The sequence below is a fragment of the Rhodococcus sp. NPDC127593 genome, assembly GCF_042671975.1.
Lineage (GTDB): Bacteria > Actinomycetota > Actinomycetes > Mycobacteriales > Mycobacteriaceae > Rhodococcus_F.
In genome coordinates this window covers 1-20,908 of record NZ_JBHXWI010000057.1, presented here as the reverse complement: position 1 = coordinate 20,908, position 20,908 = coordinate 1, and the positions used below count along the sequence as shown (strand labels likewise).

The following is a 20,908-nucleotide window of genomic DNA, read 5'->3' as shown; positions in this document are numbered from 1 at the left end:
GCTACTCTCAGGGCCATGGCCGCCAAGATCTCCGCCCACTACGTGCTCGAGTTGGTACTGGACGCAGGCAGCTTCGTCTCCTGGGACACCGCGCCAGTCGATGCGCGGCCGAACGAGAAGTATCGCGCCGACCTGCAGAGGGCCGCCGAGAAGTCGGGGGTAGACGAATCGGTGATCACCGGCGTCGGCACCGTCCGCGGGCGCCCGGTCGCGGTGATCGCGTGCGAGTTCGCGTTCCTGGCCGGTTCGATCGGCGTGGCCGCCGCCGAGCGGATCGTCTCCGCCATCGAACGCGCCACCCGTGAGGGTCTCCCCCTGCTCGCCTCGCCCACGTCGGGGGGCACGCGCATGCAGGAGGGCACCGTCGCCTTCGTGCAGATGGTGAAGATCGCGGCGGCCGTCGCCACCCACAAGGCCGCCCACCTCCCCTACCTGGTGTATCTGCGGAACCCGACCACCGGCGGCGTCTTCGCGTCCTGGGGTTCGCTCGGGCACATCACGGTGGCCGAACCCGGTGCACTCGTGGGGTTCCTCGGGCCCCGCGTGTACGAGGCCCTGTACGGCGAGAAGTTCCCCGAGGGCGTGCAGACGTCCGAGAATTTGTACCGCAACGGCGTCATCGACGGCGTCGTCCCCGCCACCCGCCTGCGCCGGCTCGTGCATCGGGCGTTGCGGGTGCTGATCGATGCGCCGACGTCGGCCGCCGTCACCGAACCGGCGCCGGCCGTCGACATCCCCGACGTGCCCGCGTGGCAGTCGGTGATGCTGTCGCGGCGCGCCGACCGGCCGGGCATCCGCCACCTGCTGCGGCACGCGGCCACCGAGCAGGTGCCCCTCAGCGGCACCGGCCAGGGTGAGACCGAGGGGACGGTGCTGCTGTCGCTGGCCCGTTTCCGCGGCGCGCCGTGCGTGTTGCTGGGCCAGGACCGCGCCGGACAGTCGGCGCTGAACACGATGGGGCCCGCCGCCCTCCGCGAGGCACGCCGCGGCATGCGCTTGGCCGAGGAATTGCAGATCCCCCTGGTCCTGGTGATCGACACCCTCGGTGCAGCGCTGTCGCAGGAGGCGGAGGAACGCGGGCTGGCCCCCGAGATCGCACGCTGCATCTCCGATCTCGTGACGCTGAAGACGCCGACCGTGTCCGTTCTGCTCGGTCAGGGCACGGGCGGCGGGGCGCTCGCCTTCCTCCCCGCCGACCGGGTGCTCGCCGCGCAGAACGGGTGGCTGGCCCCGCTTCCTCCCGAAGGCGCCAGCGCGATCGTCCACCGCGACACCTCGCACGCCCCCGAGATGGCGGCCGCCCAGGGCATCCGTTCGCTCGACCTGTTGCGCAATGGCGTCATCGACGCCATCATCCCCGAACATCCGGACGCCGCCGACGAGGCCGTCGACTTCTCCAAGCGGGTCGGCGAGGCCATCTCCCGGGAACTCCGCGCGCTGACCGGGGTTCCCGAGAGCGAACGCTTCGCGGCCCGGCTCGCCCGCTACCGGAACCTCGGGCTGGGCTAGGGCGTCGGCTAGGACAGTTTGATGGTCGGGTTGTACATGTCCATCCACAACGCGAGGTCGAGCGTCCGCTCGAGTCCGCGACGCGACACCTGACTGATCTGCCGGGTGTCGACGGACACCGCCCGGGACAGCCAGTCCGCACTGACCAGGCCGAACACCGGGTGCGAGGGGTCGCTGAGCAGTTCCTTGCCGTGCTGCTGCAACGCGACCGCATACTTCGGGTCCTGGGTTGACGGGTACGGAGACTTGACCCGGTCGATCACCGACTGCGGCAGCACATCCCTGGTCGCCGCCCGCAGCAACGATTTCTCCCTGCCGTCGAACGTCTTCAGCGACCACGGCGTGTTGTAGACGTACTCGACCAGCCGGTGATCACAGAACGGCACCCGGACCTCGAGTCCGACGGCCATGCTCGCGCGGTCCTTGCGGTCGAGCAGGACCCGGACGAAACGCGTCAGATGCAGGTAGCAGATCTTGCGCATCCGCCATTCGAAGTCGTTTTCGCCGTCCAGCCGGTCGATCCCGGACACCGCCGCGTCGTACGAGTCCTGCACGTAGTCGTCCATGCTCAGCCCCGCCGTCACGTCCGGGGTGAAGATGTTGCTCTCGTCCCCGAAATGCTCGGCGAACTGCACCAGCCACGGGAACGTGTTCGCCTGCTGCGCCTTCGGGTCGAAGAACTGCTTGTACCCGCCGAACACCTCGTCGGCCGACTCACCGGACAGGGCCACCGTGGAGTGCTGACGGATCGCCTTGAACAGCAGATACAGCGACGCGTCCATGTCACCGAGACCCATGGGGATGTCGCGTGCCCGGATGACCTTCGCGCGCACGGCGGGGTCCGCCAGTGCGTCGGAATCGAGGACGATGTCCTGGTGCGCGGTCCCGGATCGCCGGGCCACGTCGTGCACATACGGAGTGTCCGGGGTACCCCGCAGTTCGTCCGCGACGAAATGTTCGGTCTGACCGACGAAGTCGACGGCGAACGTGCGGACCGTCTCGCCCACCTCGGCGAGCTGCTCGGCGGCGATACCGGTCATCGCGGACGAGTCGAGACCACCGGACAGCAGGGTGCAGCGCGGCACGTCGGCGACCAGTTGCCTGCGCACGATGTCGTCGAGGAGTTCGCGGACGTGCGCGACGGAGGTGTCCCGGTCGTCGGTGTGCGGACGGGTCTCCAGGGTCCAGTAGCGGTGCGTCCGCACTCCGGTGCGTGAGACGGTGACCACCGTGCCCGGTTCCACCTCGCGCATGCCGTCCCACACGGCGTGTCCCGGTGTTTTCACGAACGCGAACAACTCCCGGATCCCGTCCATCGTGACGGTCGACTCGGCAATCGGATTGGCAAGGATCGCTTTCGGTTCCGAACCGAACAGGACGCCGTCTCGGGTCTCGTAGTAGTAGAACGGTTTGATGCCCATCCGGTCGCGGATCATCACGAGTGTGTCGGTCCGCGAATCCCAGATCGCGAAGGCATACATGCCGTTGAGCCGCTCCGCGACGGCCTCTCCCCACTCCAGGTATCCGTGGAGCACCACCTCGGTGTCGGAGTCCGTGGCGAACCGGTGACCGCGCCCGTACAGCTCCTCGCGGAGTTCCCCGAAGTTGTACACCTCACCGGAGTAGACCATCGCAACGGTCCCGCCGGGGGTGTTCACACTCATCGGCTGATGCCCACCCGGCAGATCGATGATCGCGAGTCTTCGATGCCCGAGCGCGGCGTGTTCGACGACCCACGTACCGCGATCGTCCGGCCCCCGGCAGTTCATCGTCTCGGCCATGGCATCCACGGTGGACTGTTCGACGCGTAGATCGCGTTCGAACGAGATCCATCCGGCGATTCCGCACATGTGTTCCTCCGGCTGTCGCTGGCGCTCTTCTTTCCGCGCACATGGTCAGTTGCGAGGTGGCGAACCGAGTCCGAACCGTAGCAATCACATTGACAGTTCTTTACTCTTGCTAACCACCTATATTCCACGGTAACCCTTTTCGGCGCGCAGGCGGTGAGCCCGGAGACGCCGCCGGTCAGAACGGCGCGGGTTCGTCGAGTGCGTGAGCGCCGGGTGCGTGAGAGTCGGGTGCGCGTGCGCCGGGCGGCCGGTGCCGCACCGCATCGAGGTGCGCCTGCCGTCGGCGGCGCTCCGCCCGGATCCGGGCGGCGATGTTCTGCGCACGAGTGCGACGGCGGGTTGCGGGGTCGGCGGTCGCGACATCGTCTCGCCCGGCCGCACCGTCTCGCCCGGCACCCAGGAACCCCGACGACCGCGGACGGTATCGGTGGCCGGTGGGCGCGACCAACTCGATTCCACCGCCGGCGGTCACCGCCCAGTGTCCGGAATGCTTGAGCCGATGATGATTTCGACAGTAGGCGGTCATGTTCCCGGCCACCGTCGGACCTCCGGCCGCGGGATCGGCGTGGTCGAACGGCCGATGGTGATCGAGGTCCGTGTTCCAGGCCGCCACATCGCAGTGCAGCCATTCGCACCCGCCGGCCAGCACCCGCATCCAGGTGTCGAGCACGACGCCGGGACGGTACGTGGTCGGGGTGACAGACTTCGGTGCCCGCACCGGTTCGACATCCGCATCGGCCGCGATGTCGCGTGCGTGCGCCGCGTCGACGATTCCGTAGCCGTCGAGGTAGGCCGGTTCGTCACCGCCGCCGAGTGTGGAGTCGAGCATGATCAGGTGCACGAGGGGCTTGCGCGCCGTCGTCGCGATGCGGGAGTCCTGGCCGCAATCGACGCGCCCGCATTCACACTGCACGAACCCGGCCCCGTCGATGAGCGCGGACAATCCGTCGGCGCGCCTCTGTTCGTACGTTCGAAGGTCTTTCGGGCACACGGTGTTTGCCAGTTCGCGCAGTCGCGCGTCGAATGCACGACCCTGCACCGCGGGAACGGATCCGAGGATTCGGCACATGCCGTCCCCTGCCGCGCTGACTCCGACGAACCTGTCCGCCTGCGCCTTCTCCCGCTTGGCCCGTACCCCTGCCGGGTCGAGTCTCGCGATGATGCGGTTGGCGGCGTTCGTGAGCCTACGGCCGGTCAACCCGGTTCCACCGGATCGCGGTGGGGCCAGGACCTGTTCGAGGAGTTGATGTTCGACCTCGCCGATCCGGTCGTCGCCGACGTTTGCCGTCGAGTCCTCGATCAGGCGCACCCGGTACATGTCGAGATCGCCGCGCGCCATCGCCGCGCGCGTGGCGTGCAACCGGGTGCGCAGCGACATACCCAGGCCGATCAGGCGACCCGCCGCCGCTCGCCCCATGGTGAGGGCGGCACCGATCTCGGCCTCCACCACTTCGTGTGCGGTCGACGTCCAGGCCCCGTCGGACTCGACCTCGGCGGTGCGGCGCACGAAGAGCTCGGCGATCACCGCCAGCTTCCGTTCGGCCACCGCCGATTCACTGCGATGCAGGTCGGTCATCAACTCGACCAGACCCACATCGGATTCCCCGTCGACGAGACAGCAGACCATCTCACGAACGCCCCGATCGAATACCCCCGTATCGAACATGTGTTCTACCCTAGCGAAATCCCTTGCGCTCCACAAGACCCCGAAGAAGAGCTTGCCGCCTAACCACTCCCCGCGACGATGGCGGGCACGGTGGCGGCGACGATGATTGCGGCGTTGACGGCCTCGACCGAGTTGCGCACGGCCTCGCCCGCCCAGTCCCCTTCGGCGATCTCCTTCGCCCGTTTCTTCACGGCGCGACGATCGGCGTCCGGGAACAGCTTCGGAGCCGCGTCGACCGCGGAAAGCAGCGAGATGAGCGCGGCGGTGCGCGAAGTGGGGGTGACCCCGTCGAGGAGTGCGGCGCTCAGGTCGGACCGCAGCGCGCGTTCGTGGCTTCCGTCGACCTCCGGCCAGCGAGTGGTCGGGAAGATGCCCAGCACCTTGCCCTTCTCCTCCCGGACCCATCCCGCGTCGACGATGCGTTTCGCGAGTTCGTCACGCAGGTTCTTGGCGAGCTTCTCGATGGCTGCTTCCGGCTTCAACGGCTTGGACGTACCGATGAGGTCGACGGCCCGGGCGAGCAGCGGATCCCGCGGCCGCGCTCCGTCCCGGACGACGAGACGCCCCTTCTTCACGTCCTCGCCGGGTTCGGCCGGGGTGACGACATCACCCAGGGCCAGTTCCAGAAGTACGGCACCGGCGAGGACACGCGGCATCCGGGTCCCGTCGACAACGGGCTTTCCCGAAGTGTCGTCGAGCAGCAGCAACAGCAGGTCTTCGGCGAGCAGCGTCATGCTTCCACGATAGGGCGGACGTCGCGGCGAAGTCCGGTGTCCGTTCAGCCGCCCCGGGGAATGTTTGCCGGTTACCGTGAAGGGGAAATGTTCTGAGCACCACCGGACGGTTGTCGGGCACCGCAGTCAAGCACGAGGAGCGGCTATGAGCGCGATCGGACACTGTCGGGCACTGTTGGCGGTCGCCGTCGTTGCGTCGTCGGCCATGTTCGGTCAGGTGGCAGCGGCGTCGGCGGACGTATGGCGAGCCCTTCCAGCCGACAAGCCGGCTTCGGCAGACGGATCCGTCCTCGACCACACCGAGGAGATCGACGACCGTCAACTGAACATGTTCGTCTACTCGGCGGCGATGGAGAAAGTGATTCTCCTCGAGGTGATCCGCCCCGCCGACACGAGCGTGCCCCGGCCGACCCTGTACCTGCTCAACGGCGCCGGTGGCGGCGAGGATTCGGCAACCTGGCAGGCGAGGACCGACGTGGTCGACTTCTTCGCCGACAAGAACGTCAACGTCGTCACTCCCGTCGGCGGGGCGTACAGCTACTACACCGACTGGGAGAAGCCCGATCCCGTCCTCGGCGTGAACAAGTGGACCACCTTCCTCACCGAGGAACTCCCCCCGATCGTCGACGCCGCACTCGGAACGAACGGCGAGAATGCCATCGCAGGTCTGTCGATGTCGGGCACATCCGTCCTGAGCCTGGCCGAGGCCGCCCCCTCGCTGTATCGCGCCGTCGGCGCGTTCAGCGGGTGCGCCCAGACGAGCACCAAACCGGGCCGGGACTACGTCACCTTCGTCGTCAGCTTCCGCGGCGGAGACGTCGAGAACATGTGGGGACCGCCCGACGACCCCGCTTGGGTGGCCAACGACCCCGTCGTCAACGCCGAGAAGCTGCGCGGCATCGACTTGTACATCAGCAATGCCACCGGGCTGCCCGGCGTCCACGAGAACCTCAACGGCCCGGACATCAACGGAGATGTGGGCACCCTGGCCAACCAGGTGATCATCGGCGGCATCATCGAGGCCGGTACCAATGAGTGCACCCATCAGCTGGCCGACAGGCTGAACGCTCTGGGAATCCCGGCCACGTTCGACTTCCGGCCCACCGGCACCCACTCGTGGGGCTACTGGCAGGACGACCTGCACAACTCCTGGCCGATGATCGCCGGTTCACTGGGCCTCTGACCGGCCGTCCGGACGGTGTCCCGGACACCCGACGTCGCATAGGGTGTTTCGGGTCACACGACGACGAGAGGACGTGCATCGATGAGCTCCCCGGGGACTACGCCTTCGAGCGACGACCATGGCCAGAGCTACGCCGAGGTGTACCGCCGGAGCACCGACAGTCCCGAGGACTTCTGGCTCGCCGCCGCCGAGGCAGTGGAGTGGGTGAAGCCGCCGACGCGGGCGCTCGACGATTCCGCCGCCCCGATGTACCGCTGGTTTCCGGACGCGTCGCTGAACACCTGCTTCAACGCTCTCGACCGGCACGTCCGGGACGGCAACGGCGATCGGGCGGCGTTGATCTACGACTCGGCGATGGCCCCCGGCGCGTCCCGCACTTACACCTACGCAGAACTTCTCGACGAGGTGTCCCGGTTCGCCGGCGTCCTGAAGGACCAGGGCGTGGTGGCCGGTGACCGGGTGATCGTCTACATGCCGATGATCCCCGAGGCGGCGATCGCGATGCTGGCGTCCGCCCGCATCGGCGCCGTGCACTCGGTGGTGTTCGGCGGTTTCGCCGCGAAGGAACTCGCGACCCGCATCGACGACGCCGGACCGGTGGTCCTTGTGACGGCGTCGGGCGGCCTCGAACCGGGGCGCACCGTCGACTACCTGCCGATGGTGGCGAAGGCGCTGGAGCTGTCCGGCACCCCTCCGCACACGGTGATCGTCAAGGACCGGGCGCAGGTCCCCGGTTCGGCCGCCGACTACCGGGGCGGCGACGCGGCGTGGTTCGACTGGAACGCGCTGATGGCGGATGCGGCACCCGCGGAGCCGGTTCCGGTGGCCGCGACGGACCCGCTGTACATCCTCTACACGTCCGGCACGACCGGGAAGCCGAAGGGCGTGATCCGCGACAACGGTGGGCACGCCGTCGCGCTCACGTGGTCGATGCGCAACATCTACGACATCGGTCCGGGCGACGTGTGGTGGACCGCGTCCGACGTGGGCTGGGTGGTCGGGCACTCGTACATCGTCTACGGGCCGCTCCTGGCCGGTGCCACGTCCGTGCTCTACGAGGGCAAGCCGGTCGGGACCCCGGATGCGGGCGCATTCTGGCGGGTGATCTCCGACCACGGCGTGTCGGCACTGTTCACCGCCCCGACCGCGATCCGCGCCGTGCGCAAGGCCGACCCGGACGCGAAGGAGATCGAGAAGTACGACATCTCCTCACTGAAGACGCTGTTCGCGGCAGGCGAGCGCCTCGACCCCGACACGTACGCGTGGGCCACCCGAATCCTGGACCGTCCCGTCGTCGACCACTGGTGGCAGACCGAGACCGGCTGGGCGATCTGCTCCAACCTGCGCGGGCTCGAACCCATGCCGCTGAAGGCCGGCTCCCCCACCGTCCCGGTGCCCGGGTACCGGGTCCAGGTCGTCGACGGTGAGGGGAATGCGGTTCCCGCCGGGACGGAGGGCAACATCGTGATCGGACTGCCGCTGCCCCCCGGCACCCTGGCTGGGCTGTGGCGCGACCCGGAGCGGTACGTGAGGTCGTACCTCGCCACGTTCGACGGCTACTACCTGACCGGCGACTCCGGTTACATCGACGAGGACGGGTACGTGTTCGTCCTCGGCCGCAGCGACGACGTCATCAACGTTGCCGGACATCGGCTTTCGACGGGCAGCATGGAGGCGGTGGTCGCGGGCCACCCGGCGGTGGCCGAGTGTGCGGTGGTCGGGATCCGCGACGAACTCAAGGGCCAGCGGCCCAGCGGCTACGTGGTGCTCAAGGCCGGGGTCGAGATCGACCCGGAGACACTCCGCAACGAATTGGTCGCGATGGTGCGCGAGCAGATCGGCGCCGTCGCCACGTTCCGCGACGTGACGGTCGTGCAGGCGCTGCCCAAGACCCGCTCGGGCAAGATCCTGCGCAAGACGATGCGGCAGATCGCCGACCACGAGGAGTACACGGTGCCCTCCACCATCGAGGACGTCGCCGTTCTCGACGCGCTGAAGAAGCAGCTGGGCGGCTGACCTCTCAGACCCGGACGGCCGCGTCGAGTGCGTGATCCACCAGCACCTCGACGCGGTCTGCTTCGAGTGGGTCGAGGTCGAACAGGATGCGGTAGATGATCGGCGCCACGACATGGTCGATCACGTGCTCGACCACGCCCTGCGCGGGTGAGCCGACCGGCTCGCCGCGTCCGAGGATCGTCTCGATCTGGGTGCGGCAGAACGTGGCGCACTTGAACTGATTGGTGCCGTTCTCGGACCTGATGGTGTCGCCGCTCATCACGACGTCGCGCAACGCCGCCCGCCCCACCGGCGAGGACATCTCCTCGAGGTAGTCCTGCGCCCAGGCGACGAGGTCGCCTCGCACACTGCCGGTTTCATGCGGGGACGCGTCTGGACGCAGTCGCTCGAGCGCGACGTCCGCGAACACTTCGGTGATGTCACCCCAGCGCCGGTAGATGGTCGACGGGGTGACCCCTGCGTCGGCGGCGATCATCGGGACGGTGATGTCCGCTCGGTCGCGCTCGTCGAGAAGTTTGCGCGTGGACGCGTGCACCGCCTGCTGGATGCGGGCGCTGCGACCACCGGGGCGTGGACCTGGAGCCGGACTCATACCCCTCATGCTAACGCAAAGATGTTGCATTAAGAATGGCAGCGGCGTAGCGTCCGTTAACGCAAACCTTTTGCATTAACGTTCTCCGGGAGTACGCCATGACGACGCTTGCCGCACCCGAAGCACCACCGACGTCCCGACCCGCAATGCGCCGCGGAGCCGCCTTCACGCTCGTCGCGGTCGTGATCGCCACCCTGCTCGGCGCATCTGCCGCACCGACACCGCTGTACGAGGTGTACCAGTCGAACTGGGGCTTCTCGTCGCTGCAGTCGACTCTGGTCTTCGGCATCTACGCCGTGAGCCTGCTGCTGGCGCTGCTCACCGTCGGGTCGCTCTCGGACTACGTCGGCCGACGGCCTGTGCTGATCACGGCACTCGTGTTCGAGGCGGCCTCGATGATCATGTTCGCGACAGCCGAAGGCATCGGCCTCCTACTGTTCGCCCGCGTCGTGCAAGGTTTCGCGACCGGCGCCGCGATCAGCGCGCTCGGTTCCACACTCCTCGACCTCGAACGCACACCCGGACGCGGCGCCACCCTCAACAGCATCGCCCCCACCGTCGGCCTCGCGCTGGGCGCCATCGGATCGAGCCTGATCAGCGAGCACCTTCCCCGGCCCACCAGCACCGTGTTCCTGGTGTTCTTCGCGCTGTTCCTCGTCGAGATCCTCGGCATCTGGGCCGCCCCCGAGACGGCGGTCCGGCAGAAGGGGGCTCTGGCATCGATGCGGCCCGCGCTCGCGGTCCCGTCCACCGCACTGGGCATGCTCGTCCTCACGGGCCCCTGCCTGGTCGCCGTGTGGGCGCTGGGCGGCTTCTACCTGTCCCTCGGGCCTTCGCTCGCCCGCAATGCACTCGACGTGCACACATCGCTGATCGGCGCCGTCATGGTCGCGACGCTCACCGGGACCGGCGCATTCGCGGTGTTCCTGCTGCGCAACGTGGCGCCGCGGCGCACCCTGTACGTCGGAGCGTCCGCACTCGTCGCCGGGGTCGCCATCACCCTGGTCGGCGCCGAAACGTCCTCGGCGCTGTGGATTCTCGCGGGAACCGCGGTGGCGGGCATCGGGTTCGGCGCCGGCTTCCAGGGCACCGTCCGCACCGTCATGCCGCTCGCCGAACCGCACGAGCGCGCGGGCCTGCTGTCGAGCATCTACGTGATCGCCTACCTCGCCAACAGCGTTCCGGCACTGGTCGCCGGATACCTCGTCGGGAAAGTCGGGCTCGTCGACACCACCCGCATCTACGGCGGCCTCGTCATCGTCCTCGCCGCGGCGGCGTTCCTCGGGCTCCTCATGCGCCGAGCGCCCGTGAGTACTTCTTAACCGCCCGCGGTTGACAAGTACTCACGGGGCCTTGATCTCACCGTAGCGGGCGAGGGCCTCCTGCCGTTCGTGGGCGTGGTCGACGATCGGCGGCGGATAGTCCTCGGGGCGGCCGTCTTTCAGAGCGTGAACGGCCTTCCCGCTGATGCCGTGCAGTTCGGGCACCCACCGCCGCACGTACTCGCCGTCGGGGTCGAACTTCTCGCCCTGCGTCGTCGGGTTGAACACCCGGAAGTACGGTGACGCGTCCGTCCCCGATCCCGCGGTCCACTGCCAGCCGTGCTGGTTGTTCGCCAGATCCCCGTCGACAAGCTGGTTCATGAAGTAGCGGGCACCCCGCCACCACGGCAGGTGCAGATCCTTGACGAAGAACGACGCGACGATCATCCGCACCCGATTGTGCATCCAGGCTTCGGCTTTCAGCTGACGCATCCCGGCGTCGACGATCGGGAACCCCGTCCGGCCCTCGCACCACGCCGTATACGCCTCCTCGGCGTCGGGCCCGCTGTCGTAGCGGATGTGGTCGAAGCGGCGGTCGTAGTTTCCGCGGGCACTGTCCGGACGCTGGAAGAGGATGTCGGCGTAGAAATCCCGCCAGGCGAGCTGCCGCCGGTACTGTTCGGCGCTCTTGCTGCGGCGCCGCGCGAGATCGCGGAGCATCGTCCGCGGATGAATGTTGCCGTACTTCAGGTACACCGACATCCGGCTGGTCGCGTCGAGACCGGGACGGTCCCGCGCATCCTCGTACCCGGCGAGGTCGTCCTCGCAGAACTCCGCCCACCGCTGCAGCGCCGCCGCCTCACCCGCGGGGCACCCGTCGGATTCCGGTTCGGGGATCGTCACCCGCCGCGCGTTCACGTCGTCCGGGTCCATCCACTCCACCGTCGCAGGACCGGTGTCGATCGGCGCGCGCCACCCGTGGTCGAGCCACTGTCGGAAGTACGGGGTGAACACGCGGTACGGCTCCCCGTCCGTCTTCGTCACCCGGCCGGGCGCCACGGCATACGGCGAACCGGTGGTCACCAGATCGACGTGCTCGGCGACGGCAGCGTCACGCTCGCGACCGTAGGGCCCGTAGTCCGCGCTCACGTGCACCTCGTCGGCCGACACCTTCTTCGCGACTCTCGGAACCACGTCGACGGGATCGCCCTTCACCACCAGCAATCGGCCGTCGAGTTGGTCGTCCAGTGCGGCGAGACTGCGGAACAGGAAGTCCCGGCGAGCACCACCCGATGTTTGCAGCAGCCGATCGTCCAGGACGAACAGCCCGAGCGCACGCGCCCCCGACTCGGCCACCGTGTGGAGCGTCGGGAGATCGCCGAGCCGGAGGTCGCGCCGGAACCAGACGAGTGCGGTGTCCATACCTGCCACGGTAACGAAGCGCGGGCCGCTCAGTTGGTGGAGCGAGCAGACGACAGCACCGACAGGTACGGCGCGTCGATGTCGTAGTGCTCGAACGCCGACAGCGCCGCGCGGGCGAACGTCCGCTGCACCGCCCACTGCCTGCCGGGCTTGGTCCGCGCGGTGATCCGCAGCGTGACCGACTCCGCGGTCACCGAGTTGACGCCCAGCAGTTCCGGCGGTTCGAGTACGTCGGCCGCGATCGCATCGCCCTTGGCCGCCTCGGTGACGGCCTCCAGCGCCACCTCACACGCCCGCTGCACGTTGGCGGCGTGCGCGATCGGCAGATCGACCACCGCGACCGCGTAACCCTGGCTCATGTTGCCGACGCGCACGATCTCACCGTTGCGGCAGTACCAGAGGGTGCCGTTGACGTCGCGGATCGTGGTGACCCGCAAACCCACCGTCTCGACCGTCCCCACGGCCTCGCCGAGGTCGACGACATCCCCGACACCGTACTGATCCTCGAGCAGCATGAAGATGCCCGACAGGAAGTCCCGGACGAGGTTCTGCGCACCGAAACCGAGTGCGACACCGATCACACCGGCGGACGCGATGAACGGCGCCACGTTGACGCCGAGGACGGCGAGAACCTGGAGCACCACCCAGACGAGCACCACGATCGACACCGTCGATTTGAGCACCGACCCGATCGTCCGAGCGCGTTGCGCGCGGCGCTCGTTGACCATCGCCTCCTTGACGCCACGCGGGGCGCGTTCCCGCAGAGGACGGAGCATGGCCGGTTTGTCCGAAGGCTCCCGGGGCCGCGTCATCCGGTCGATCATCCGGTGCGACGCGAAACGCAGCACGAGCGCCAGGGCGACGTAGGTCGCGATCTCGGCCGGCCGGTGAATCAGCCAGTCACGGTTGGTTTCGGTCAGTTCGAATGCCTGCAGTGAGGAAAACATCGACCCCGAGTGTACGGACGAGACACGCTCCCACAACTGCCATCCGCACGCTCAGTGGTCGCGCCCACGGCACAATGCAGGAGTGACCGTCACCGACTCAGCCAGTGTCCTCGTGGTCGACGACGACGAGGACGTGCGGACTTCCCTCGAACGCGGCCTGCGACTGTCCGGATTCACCGTCCTCACGGCCGTCGACGGCGCCGACGCGCTCCGGGTGGTCAGCGAACGACGTCCGGACGCGATGGTGCTGGACATGAACATGCCGGTCATCGACGGCACCGGCGTCGTCACCGCCCTGCGCGCGATGAACAACGACATCCCGATCTGCGTGCTCAGCGCCCGCGATACCGTCGACGACCGCATCTCCGGCCTGGAGTCCGGCGCCGACGACTATCTGGTCAAGCCGTTCGTCCTCGCCGAACTGATCGCCCGGATCCGGGCGATGCTGCGGCGGCACGGATCGACGGCCGCCGCGCCGGCCGACTCGCCCGCGACCCCACCGATCCGCATCGGTGCGCTCGAGATCCGGATGTCCGCACGCAGGGTGTTCATGGCGGGCGAGGAGGTCACGCTGACAAAACGGGAATTCGAACTCCTCGAGGTTCTCGCCCGCAACGTCGGCATCGTGCTGAGCCGTGAGCGGCTCCTCGAACTGGTGTGGGGGTACGACTTCGTCGCCGACACCAACGTGGTGGACGTGTTCGTCGGCTACCTGCGTCGCAAGTTCGAAGTCGGTGGTCAGCCGCGCATCCTGCACACGGTCCGCGGAGTCGGATTCGTGCTCCGGGAACCGTCGTGAAACGGTCGTTCTCGCTCCGGACCCGCGTCGCCGCCGCGACCGCGCTGGAGGCGACGATCATCGTCGTGGCGCTCGGCATCCTGGTGTCGCTGGCGATCAACCGGAACAACCTGTCGCAACTCGACCGGCGGCTGGAGACGGCATCGGACGTCCTGGTGCCGAACGCCGCCACCGCGGGGCTGTTCCTCGGGGCGCTCGGCGACAAGGGTGCGTTCGCCATCACGATCCGTTCGGCCGACGGCGACACCGTGCTCGTCAGCACCCCCACCCAGTTACCCGAATTGGACCCGGGCACGCAGACCGTCGAGGTCGGTGACACGAAGTACCGGGCGTACACGGCAACCGTGCCGTTTCTCGGCACCCGGATCTCCCTGGCCGTGCCGTACGCCGAGGCGCAGGACGTGACATCCGAGCAGCAACGGCAGGTGGCCCTCGTCGGCGTCCTCGCCGTCGCCGCGGCTAGCGGTCTCGGCTGGTTGTTCGGAGGACGTGCCGTGCGCCCGCTGGTCGACCTGACCGGCCGCATCGTGCGCCGCGAACCGAAGCTGACGCCCACGACCTCCGGCGTCCGGGAGGCGGACGAACTGGCCTCCGCCGCGGAATCCATGCTGCGCGACGTCGCCGAGGCGCAGGACGCGACCACCGCCGCACTCGCCACCGCACGCGACTTCGCCGCCGTATCGGCGCACGAACTCCGCACGCCGCTCACCGCGATGCGCACCGACCTCGAGGTCCTCACCACACACGATCTGACGCAGCCGCAGCGGGACGAGATCTACCGGGACCTCGCCCGCTCGCAGGGCCGGGTGGAATCGACGCTGTCCGACCTCGAGCGCCTCGCCCGCGGCGAACTGTCCACCGACAAGGACTTCGTGGACTGCGACCTCGTCGACATCAGCGACCTCGCCGCCGAGGAGGCGATGCGTCACAATCCCGGACTGCAGGTGACCGTCGACGCGACCCCGGTGACGGTCCGGGGCATGCCCGGTGGGCTGCGCCTCACCTTGGACAACGCCATCAAGAACGCGGTCCGGCACGGCGGCGCGACCGCGGTGACGATCACGCTGAGAGCGGCCGACGGCATCACCACCGTCGTGGTCGACGACAACGGGTCGGGGGTGCCCGAGGCCGAACGGGCCGTGGTGTTCGAACGGTTCCACCGCGGTTCCAACGCGACGAAGAGCGGGTCGGGCCTCGGCCTCGCGCTCGTCGCTCAGCAGGCGGCACTGCACAACGGCAGCGCACGTTTCGAGGTCAGCCCGCTCGGTGGCGCACGCCTCGTCGTCGAACTCCACACCGACACCACACACCAGCCCCCGAAAGCAGAAACACGGAAAGCACAAAGCCCCGCCTCACCCTGAGGTGATGCGGGGCTTTCGGTGCTGCGGAGACTATTCCTTCACGTCCAGCAGGTCGATCATGAAGACCAGCGTCTTGCCGGACAGCTGATGTCCGGCGCCGGCGGGACCGTAGGCCAGCTCCGGCGGAATCGTGAGCTGACGACGTCCGCCGACCTTCATGCCGGGGATGCCGTCCTGCCAGCCCTTGATGAGACCGCGCAGCGGGAACTGGATGGACTCGCCGCGGCTCCAGGAGGAGTCGAACTCCTCGCCGGACTCGAACTCGACGCCGACGTAGTGCACCTCGACGGTGCCCCCGGGGACGGCCTCTGCGCCGTCTCCGACCACCACGTCCTTGATGACCAGGTCGGTCGGGGCGGGTCCGTCTTGGAACTCGATCTCGGGCTTGGTCATATGTCCTCCTCGGTGAGGGCTCTATGGTTCGGCACAGGTATCCGCGATCAGCGACCTGTGACGTCCTTGTAGTCACGCTCGGTGTAACCGGTGTAGATCTGGCGCGGACGGCCGATCTTCGTAGCGGGATCTTCGTGCATCTCACGCCAGTGTGCAATCCACCCGGGCAAGCGGCCCATGGCGAACAGAACGGTGAACATGCGCGTGGGGAAGCCCATCGCGCGGTAGATCAGACCCGTGTAGAAGTCGACGTTCGGGTACAGCTTGCGCTCGACGAAGTAGTCGTCGGTGAGCGCCGCCTCTTCGAGCGCCATCGCGATGTCGAGCAGCTCGTCGTCGCCGCCGAGCTTCGCGAGGATGGTGTGTGCCGTCTGCTTGACGATCGCCGCGCGCGGGTCGTAGTTGCGGTAGACGCGGTGCCCGAAGCCCATGAGCTTCACACCGTCTTCCTTGTTCTTGACCTTGCGGACGAAGTCGTCCGCGTTGCTGCCGCTGGCCTTGATCTCGTCGAGCATCTCCAGCACGGCCTGGTTGGCGCCGCCGTGCAGCGGGCCCCAGAGTGCGTTGATGCCACCCGAGATCGAGGTGAAGAGGTTGGCGTCGGAAGAGCCGACCAACCGCACCGTCGACGTCGAGCAGTTCTGCTCGTGGTCGGCGTGCAGGATCAGCAGCATGTCGAGAGCCTTGGCGATCTCGGGATCGATCTCGTAGGGCTCCGCGGGGAAGCCGAACGTCATCCGGAGGAAGTTCTCGACCAGGTTCAGGGAGTTGTCCGGGTACAGGAACGGCTGCCCGACGGACTTCTTGTACGCGTAGGCCGCGATGGTCGGCAGCTTCGCGAGAAGACGGATGGTCGACAACTCGACCTGTTCCGGGTCGGCCGGATCCAGGGAGTCCTGGTAGTACGCGGACAGCGCGTTGACGGCGCTGGACAGGACCGGCATCGGGTGCGCGTTCCGCGGGAATCCGTCGAAGAACCTCTTGAGGTCCTCGTGCAGCAGCGTGTGGCGCCGGATCCGGTCGGTGAACGACTCGAGCTGCGCCGTGGTGGGCAGCTCACCGTAGATCAGCAGATAGCTGACCTCGATGAAGGTCGACTTCCCGGCCAGCTGTTCGATCGGGTACCCGCGGTAGCGGAGAATCCCGTGCTCACCGTCGATGTAGGTGATCGCGGAGCTGGTGGAGGCGGTATTGACGAAACCCGGGTCCAGGGTGGTGTACCCGGTGCTGGCGAGCAGCTTGCCCAGTTCGATACCGTCATTGCCCTCGGTTGCCCTGGCAATGGACATCGTGTGCTCACCACCAGGGTAGGTAAGCGTGGGCTTTGTGTCATTGTCAGGCACGAAGCATCCCTCTCAAGCTCAAACCAATGAGTAACAACTTCATTCAGGTAGAAACTAGTCCCACTCTGGCCTGCGTGCCGAAGGCGGGTCCGCTCAGAGCCCGTGATCCGGGTCCGCCGCGGGATGCGCGGCGACCACGGAGAAGGGTCGTCGAACGGGATCGGCGAGTGTCCGATTTGCCCGCACGGCGCGGGAGCGGAATCGGCGAGGGCCAGTTACCCGAGACTGGACTGGCCGCGTTACCTGCACAGATGCCGAATACGGCGGAGAACGCACACCGCGACGCCCCACGCGGTGAGGGAAGAACAGAGGGGTGGGGCAGAGCCCGGCAGACGCGACAGAAGAACCCCCGCCCGACGTATCGGCCGGACCGCGACCGGTGTTACACCGTCTCACCAAGTGGGCACCCGATGCTCGAAAGTTGAACCGCTACGACCCCAGCGCGGACATGCCCCACGCACCGGTCCACTGCTGCCCCGGAGCGAGCACCAACTGATCGATCCCGGAGTTGAACGCGTCCGGCGGGCACGTCATCGGTTCGAGCGCAAGCGCCCGCCCGCGGCCCGGATACGACTTACCGGCGTCGGGATCCGCGACGAACGCCTGCAGCCAGCCGAACTCGCGGGCCGCCCACAGGACCGTTCCGGTGCCGTCCGGCGCGCGCAATTCGTGCCGCGACCTGCCGTCCGCGTCAACGTCCAGTGCACTGAACGGGGTGTCGAGAGCGACGCCCGCCAACGTGCGCGGGCTGGTGAAGTCGTATTCGGTGCCTGCCACGGGCTGCGAACCCCCACTCGGCAGCATGCGCTCGTCGAGGGGCAGCCGGGTGCCGGCGGACAGGTGCAGCGTGCACTCGTCGAGCGGTACGTCGCCGGCGCGGACGTAGGAGTGGAAGCCCAGCCCGAACGGGGCCGGGATGGCTCCCGTGTTGGTGGCGGTGTGCGTCACGGTCAGGCCGTCGTCGCCCAGGACATACGCGACGGTGAGATGCAGCGGGTACGGCCACCCCTTGTGGAGGCCGACGTCGATCGACAACTCGATTCGGTCGTCGGCGTGATTCACGACACGCCAGTCCCGGCGGCGGACGAATCCGTGACTCGCATTGCCGAACGTCGGTTCCGTGATCTCGAGCTGATGGTCGATGCCGTCGAAGACGAACTGGCCGTCGCGGATCCGGTTGGGCCACGGCGCGAGGATCAACCCCGCCGACAACGGTGGCCGGGTTCCGATCTCCCACGTCTCGGTGAGCGACATCGGTCCCTCCGGACCATCCCATTCGAGTAGCCGGAGTCCGGCGCCGGTGGCCGCGATGCCGGCGCGGTAGCCGCCTCCCCGGATCTCGAATCCGGCCGTTGCAGGCCTGTCCGTCTTCGAAGACTGCGGTTCACCCATGCACTTCAGTGTGCCCGAGATGGGCACGAGATATGTGATGGCGCACGGGAACTTAGCGAGTGACCTTGTAACGCACCAGTGCCGGGAACGCGAGCGCGGCGATCACCACACCGACGACGACGAGGACGCCGCCGCCCGCGGCAGCCACGCTCGTTCCGACCGCCGCGGCGGCCGCGCCGTGCATGACGTCACCGATCCGCGGGCCACCGGCCACGACGACGATGAAGACGCCCTGAAGTCGTCCGCGCATCTCGTCCGTGGCGACCTGCTGGAGCATGGTGCTGCGGAACGCGGCGGAGACCATGTCGACGGCACCACCGAATGCGAGGAACGCGAGAGCGATCCACAACAAGACCGGACTGTCGCCGGGTGACGCGATCCCCACCACCACGCCGAAGCCCACCATCGCGAGACCCCACAGCACGATGCACACGATCACGGCGAGGCCCTGGCGCCGGACCCTCGGCAGCCACCCGGAGAACACGCCACCGGCCACCGCGCCGAACGACATCGCCGCGAACAGCAGTCCGAGCGCGACACCGCCCGATGCCGGGTCGCCGAACGTGTCGTGCGCGATCTGCGGGAACAACGCCCGCGGCATGCCGAACACCATGGCGATGATGTCGACGACGAACGACGCGAGCAGCACCTTCTGCGTCGCGAGGTAGGCGAACCCGTCGAACACCTCGCGCAGCCCGGCCCGGCGCGACTCCCCCGTCGGCGGGATGGCAGGCAACCGGAGCACCGCCCACAGCGTGGCCAGGAGGGCGATCGAATCGACGAGATACAGCGTCGACAGCCCGACCGTCGGAATCATCACGCCGGCGAGCAGCGGTCCGGCAATGGCGCCGAACTGCATGACCGTCATGTTGAGCGAGTTGGCGGCGGCCAGCTGTTCCGCCGGGATGAGCCGCGGGATGATCGCGCTGCGGGTGGGCTGGTTGACCGCGAAGAACGCCTGTTGCAACGCCAGCAGCCCGAGTACCAGCCACACGTTGTCCAGGCCCAGCGCCGCCTGCACCCAGAACAGCACGGACGTGGCACCGAGTCCGACGGTGGTGATCGTCAGCAGCTTCCGCCGGTCCATGACGTCGGCCAGCGCGCCGCCCCACAACCCGAACACGATCAGCGGTACCAGCGCGAAGACACCGGTCAGACCCACGTACGCCGAGCTGCGGGTGATCTCGTACACCTGCTGCGGCACGGCGACGACACTGAGTTGTCCGCCGATCACCGTGACGATCCCGGCCGTCCACAGGCGGCGGTAGTCCCGGTTCTGCAGCGGCGCCGTGTCGGCGAGCAGCCGCCGCTTCTTCTTCTCGGTGGCGGTCTCGGTCATTCTTCCCTTAGCTCGTTTCCCATACTCACTATTCCCCGGCGGTCACGGCTGCAGTCGCTCCACCGTCCACGAGCCGTCGACCAGCGACGTCCGGATGCGGTTGTGCATCCGGTTGGCGCGGCCCTGCCAGAACTCCACGACCGCGGGGCGGATCAGGATTCCGCCCCAGTCCGGCCGGACCGGGATGTCGACGTCGACGGGGAAACGCTCCGCCGCGTGCAGCAGCGCGGCATCCAGTTCGGCCCGCGAACCGATCGGCCGCGACTGCTCGGAGGCCCACGCTCCCAGCCGGGATCCGCGTGGCCTGCTGTGCCAGTACTCGTCCGTGACCTCGGCACTCACACGCTCGACCGGACCGCGGACGGTGATCTGCCGGGCGACGGGCACCCAGGTGAACGTCACCGACGCGTACGGCACCGCCTCCAGCTGGCGGCCCTTGTCCGAGTCGTAGTTGGTGAAGAACAGCACACCGTCGGCACTCAATCCCTTGCAGAGGACGGTGCGGGTGCACGGATGTCCGTGCTCGTCGACGGTTCCGAGTGTCATCGCGTTGGGTTCGGGAACCCCGGCCTCCACGGCGTCCTCGAGCCACCGGCGCATCAGGGGAAGCCAGCCGTCGCTCACCTGGTCGACATCCAGATCGGAGTCGTCGTACCGTCCGTCAGCGACCTGGTGTCCGTAACCGACCCGCATCGCCGCGAGGTCCTTGTTCACCGGTTTCGGCTGTTCTGCATCTGGAGACACAGCCGAGAACGCTACTCCCGGGTATGCACTGATCAACTCTCCGGTGACACCGGCTAAAGTTTTGGGGACCGAACCCGTCCCCTCGGATTGCAGCCGCGATCGTGCGATGCCCGGGGAAGGGAAGTCGATTGCGCGGACGAAGGTGCCTGCCCATCCCGCACGCACGCTCAGCGCAATTGTCGAACGCCGAGACAGTGCCGCTCTGACCGGGGGCACTCGAACGAGGAGAGTCCACGAGCTATGTCAGCTAGCGCTGCAATACCGGACGATTTCGTCAGCGGACTGGAAGGCGTGGTCGCGTTCACCAGCGACATCGCCGAACCCGACAAGGACGGCGGCGCCCTGCGCTACCGCGG

General features: G+C 67.9%; 17 protein-coding genes and 1 pseudogene. 7 read left to right on the top strand and 11 right to left on the bottom strand.

Features of this window, described 5'->3' with window-relative positions; genetic code table 11:
* Nucleotides 1-15: 15 nt before the first annotated feature.
* Nucleotides 16-1,509 carry a carboxyl transferase domain-containing protein gene (locus tag ACFVJ3_RS38430; protein WP_378457041.1) on the top strand — a complete coding sequence of 498 codons (1,494 nt, stop codon included), beginning with the start codon at nucleotides 16-18 and terminating at the stop codon, nucleotides 1,507-1,509.
* An 8-nt stretch (nucleotides 1,510-1,517) separates the two neighbouring features.
* Here ACFVJ3_RS38430 and asnB read toward each other — a convergent pair whose 3' ends face one another.
* The 3 genes from asnB to ACFVJ3_RS38415 form a co-directional block, all read right to left on the bottom strand.
* Nucleotides 1,518-3,359 carry an asparagine synthase (glutamine-hydrolyzing) gene (gene asnB, locus ACFVJ3_RS38425; RefSeq protein WP_378457040.1) on the bottom strand — a complete coding sequence of 614 codons (1,842 nt, stop codon included), beginning with the start codon at nucleotides 3,357-3,359 and terminating at the stop codon, nucleotides 1,518-1,520.
* Nucleotides 3,360-3,534: 175 nt separating this feature from the next.
* Nucleotides 3,535-5,025: a DUF222 domain-containing protein gene (locus tag ACFVJ3_RS38420; protein WP_378457039.1), complete on the bottom strand. Its 1,491-nt coding sequence runs from the start codon at nucleotides 5,023-5,025 to the stop codon at nucleotides 3,535-3,537.
* A gap of 59 nt (nucleotides 5,026-5,084) precedes the next feature.
* Complete coding sequence (locus ACFVJ3_RS38415) at nucleotides 5,085-5,759, bottom strand: GPP34 family phosphoprotein (protein WP_378457038.1); 675 nt, start codon at nucleotides 5,757-5,759, stop codon at nucleotides 5,085-5,087.
* A 145-nt stretch (nucleotides 5,760-5,904) separates the two neighbouring features.
* Between ACFVJ3_RS38415 and ACFVJ3_RS38410 the strand changes: the two genes are divergently transcribed.
* Nucleotides 5,905-6,942, top strand: a complete 1,038-nt coding sequence (locus ACFVJ3_RS38410; RefSeq protein ID WP_378457037.1) for an alpha/beta hydrolase — start codon at nucleotides 5,905-5,907, stop codon at nucleotides 6,940-6,942.
* A gap of 81 nt (nucleotides 6,943-7,023) precedes the next feature.
* The gene (locus tag ACFVJ3_RS38405; protein WP_378457036.1) at nucleotides 7,024-8,958 is read left to right on the top strand and encodes a propionyl-CoA synthetase; all 1,935 of its coding nucleotides are present in this window, start codon (nucleotides 7,024-7,026) and stop codon (nucleotides 8,956-8,958) included.
* 4 nt (nucleotides 8,959-8,962) lie between these two features.
* On the opposite strand, the gene ACFVJ3_RS38400 is transcribed toward ACFVJ3_RS38405, so the two are convergent.
* Nucleotides 8,963-9,550 (bottom strand): TetR/AcrR family transcriptional regulator, encoded by a 588-nt coding sequence (locus ACFVJ3_RS38400; protein ID WP_378457035.1) that lies wholly within the window; start codon nucleotides 9,548-9,550, stop codon nucleotides 8,963-8,965.
* A gap of 98 nt (nucleotides 9,551-9,648) precedes the next feature.
* On the opposite strand from ACFVJ3_RS38400, the gene ACFVJ3_RS38395 reads away from it, so the two are divergent.
* Nucleotides 9,649-10,872: an MFS transporter gene (locus ACFVJ3_RS38395; RefSeq protein ID WP_378457034.1), complete on the top strand. Its 1,224-nt coding sequence runs from the start codon at nucleotides 9,649-9,651 to the stop codon at nucleotides 10,870-10,872.
* 21 nt (nucleotides 10,873-10,893) lie between these two features.
* On the opposite strand, the gene ACFVJ3_RS38390 is transcribed toward ACFVJ3_RS38395, so the two are convergent.
* Both ACFVJ3_RS38390 and ACFVJ3_RS38385 read right to left on the bottom strand, forming a co-directional pair.
* Nucleotides 10,894-12,234, bottom strand: coding sequence for a cryptochrome/photolyase family protein (locus tag ACFVJ3_RS38390; RefSeq protein WP_378457033.1), 1,341 nt, complete (start codon nucleotides 12,232-12,234; stop codon nucleotides 10,894-10,896).
* A gap of 29 nt (nucleotides 12,235-12,263) precedes the next feature.
* The gene (locus tag ACFVJ3_RS38385) at nucleotides 12,264-13,181 is read right to left on the bottom strand and encodes a mechanosensitive ion channel family protein (protein ID WP_378457032.1); all 918 of its coding nucleotides are present in this window, start codon (nucleotides 13,179-13,181) and stop codon (nucleotides 12,264-12,266) included.
* Between the two features lie 82 nt (nucleotides 13,182-13,263).
* Between ACFVJ3_RS38385 and ACFVJ3_RS38380 the strand changes: the two genes are divergently transcribed.
* Nucleotides 13,264-13,980: a response regulator transcription factor gene (locus tag ACFVJ3_RS38380; protein WP_378457031.1), complete on the top strand. Its 717-nt coding sequence runs from the start codon at nucleotides 13,264-13,266 to the stop codon at nucleotides 13,978-13,980.
* Nucleotides 13,977-15,341, top strand: a complete 1,365-nt coding sequence (locus ACFVJ3_RS38375) for a sensor histidine kinase (protein ID WP_378457030.1) — start codon at nucleotides 13,977-13,979, stop codon at nucleotides 15,339-15,341. The genes ACFVJ3_RS38380 and ACFVJ3_RS38375 overlap by 4 nt, the downstream gene beginning before the upstream one ends.
* Before the next feature lie 30 nt (nucleotides 15,342-15,371).
* On the opposite strand, the gene ACFVJ3_RS38370 is transcribed toward ACFVJ3_RS38375, so the two are convergent.
* From ACFVJ3_RS38370 to pdxH, 5 genes are all read right to left on the bottom strand, one after another.
* Nucleotides 15,372-15,734, bottom strand: coding sequence for an FKBP-type peptidyl-prolyl cis-trans isomerase (locus tag ACFVJ3_RS38370; RefSeq protein ID WP_005244090.1), 363 nt, complete (start codon nucleotides 15,732-15,734; stop codon nucleotides 15,372-15,374).
* Nucleotides 15,735-15,781: 47 nt separating this feature from the next.
* The gene (locus ACFVJ3_RS38365) at nucleotides 15,782-17,077 is read right to left on the bottom strand and encodes a citrate synthase (protein WP_378457029.1); all 1,296 of its coding nucleotides are present in this window, start codon (nucleotides 17,075-17,077) and stop codon (nucleotides 15,782-15,784) included.
* Nucleotides 17,078-17,506: 429 nt separating this feature from the next.
* On the bottom strand, nucleotides 17,507-18,469 hold the full coding sequence (locus ACFVJ3_RS38360; RefSeq protein WP_378457028.1) for an aldose 1-epimerase family protein: 963 nt from the start codon (nucleotides 18,467-18,469) through the stop codon (nucleotides 17,507-17,509).
* Nucleotides 18,470-18,521: 52 nt separating this feature from the next.
* Nucleotides 18,522-19,808 carry an MFS transporter gene (locus ACFVJ3_RS38355; protein ID WP_378457027.1) on the bottom strand — a complete coding sequence of 429 codons (1,287 nt, stop codon included), beginning with the start codon at nucleotides 19,806-19,808 and terminating at the stop codon, nucleotides 18,522-18,524.
* Nucleotides 19,809-19,850: 42 nt separating this feature from the next.
* Complete coding sequence (gene pdxH, locus ACFVJ3_RS38350; protein WP_378457072.1) at nucleotides 19,851-20,522, bottom strand: pyridoxamine 5'-phosphate oxidase; 672 nt, start codon at nucleotides 20,520-20,522, stop codon at nucleotides 19,851-19,853.
* A 270-nt stretch (nucleotides 20,523-20,792) separates the two neighbouring features.
* Between pdxH and ACFVJ3_RS38345 the strand changes: the two are divergent.
* Nucleotides 20,793-20,908 (top strand): annotated as a pseudogene (locus ACFVJ3_RS38345) (citrate synthase); the annotation flags it as partial.

Excerpts from the sequence above, each read along its gene's own strand:
- ACFVJ3_RS38415 (WP_378457038.1), bottom strand. The coding sequence starts at position 5,759 with ATGACGCTGCTCGCCGAAGACCTGCTGTTGCTGCTGCTCGACGACACT.
- ACFVJ3_RS38385 (WP_378457032.1), bottom strand. The coding sequence starts at position 13,181 with ATGTTTTCCTCACTGCAGGCATTCGAACTGACCGAAACCAACCGTGAC.
- ACFVJ3_RS38360 (WP_378457028.1), bottom strand. The coding sequence starts at position 18,469 with ATGGGTGAACCGCAGTCTTCGAAGACGGACAGGCCTGCAACGGCCGGA.
- ACFVJ3_RS38400 (WP_378457035.1), bottom strand. The coding sequence starts at position 9,550 with ATGAGTCCGGCTCCAGGTCCACGCCCCGGTGGTCGCAGCGCCCGCATC.
- ACFVJ3_RS38430 (WP_378457041.1), top strand. The coding sequence starts at position 16 with ATGGCCGCCAAGATCTCCGCCCACTACGTGCTCGAGTTGGTACTGGAC.
- asnB (WP_378457040.1), bottom strand. The coding sequence starts at position 3,359 with ATGTGCGGAATCGCCGGATGGATCTCGTTCGAACGCGATCTACGCGTC.
- ACFVJ3_RS38405 (WP_378457036.1), top strand. The coding sequence starts at position 7,024 with ATGAGCTCCCCGGGGACTACGCCTTCGAGCGACGACCATGGCCAGAGC.
- ACFVJ3_RS38410 (WP_378457037.1), top strand. The coding sequence starts at position 5,905 with ATGAGCGCGATCGGACACTGTCGGGCACTGTTGGCGGTCGCCGTCGTT.
- ACFVJ3_RS38370 (WP_005244090.1), bottom strand. The coding sequence starts at position 15,734 with ATGACCAAGCCCGAGATCGAGTTCCAAGACGGACCCGCCCCGACCGAC.
- ACFVJ3_RS38355 (WP_378457027.1), bottom strand. The coding sequence starts at position 19,808 with ATGACCGAGACCGCCACCGAGAAGAAGAAGCGGCGGCTGCTCGCCGAC.
- ACFVJ3_RS38390 (WP_378457033.1), bottom strand. The coding sequence starts at position 12,234 with ATGGACACCGCACTCGTCTGGTTCCGGCGCGACCTCCGGCTCGGCGAT.
- ACFVJ3_RS38420 (WP_378457039.1), bottom strand. The coding sequence starts at position 5,025 with ATGTTCGATACGGGGGTATTCGATCGGGGCGTTCGTGAGATGGTCTGC.
- ACFVJ3_RS38395 (WP_378457034.1), top strand. The coding sequence starts at position 9,649 with ATGACGACGCTTGCCGCACCCGAAGCACCACCGACGTCCCGACCCGCA.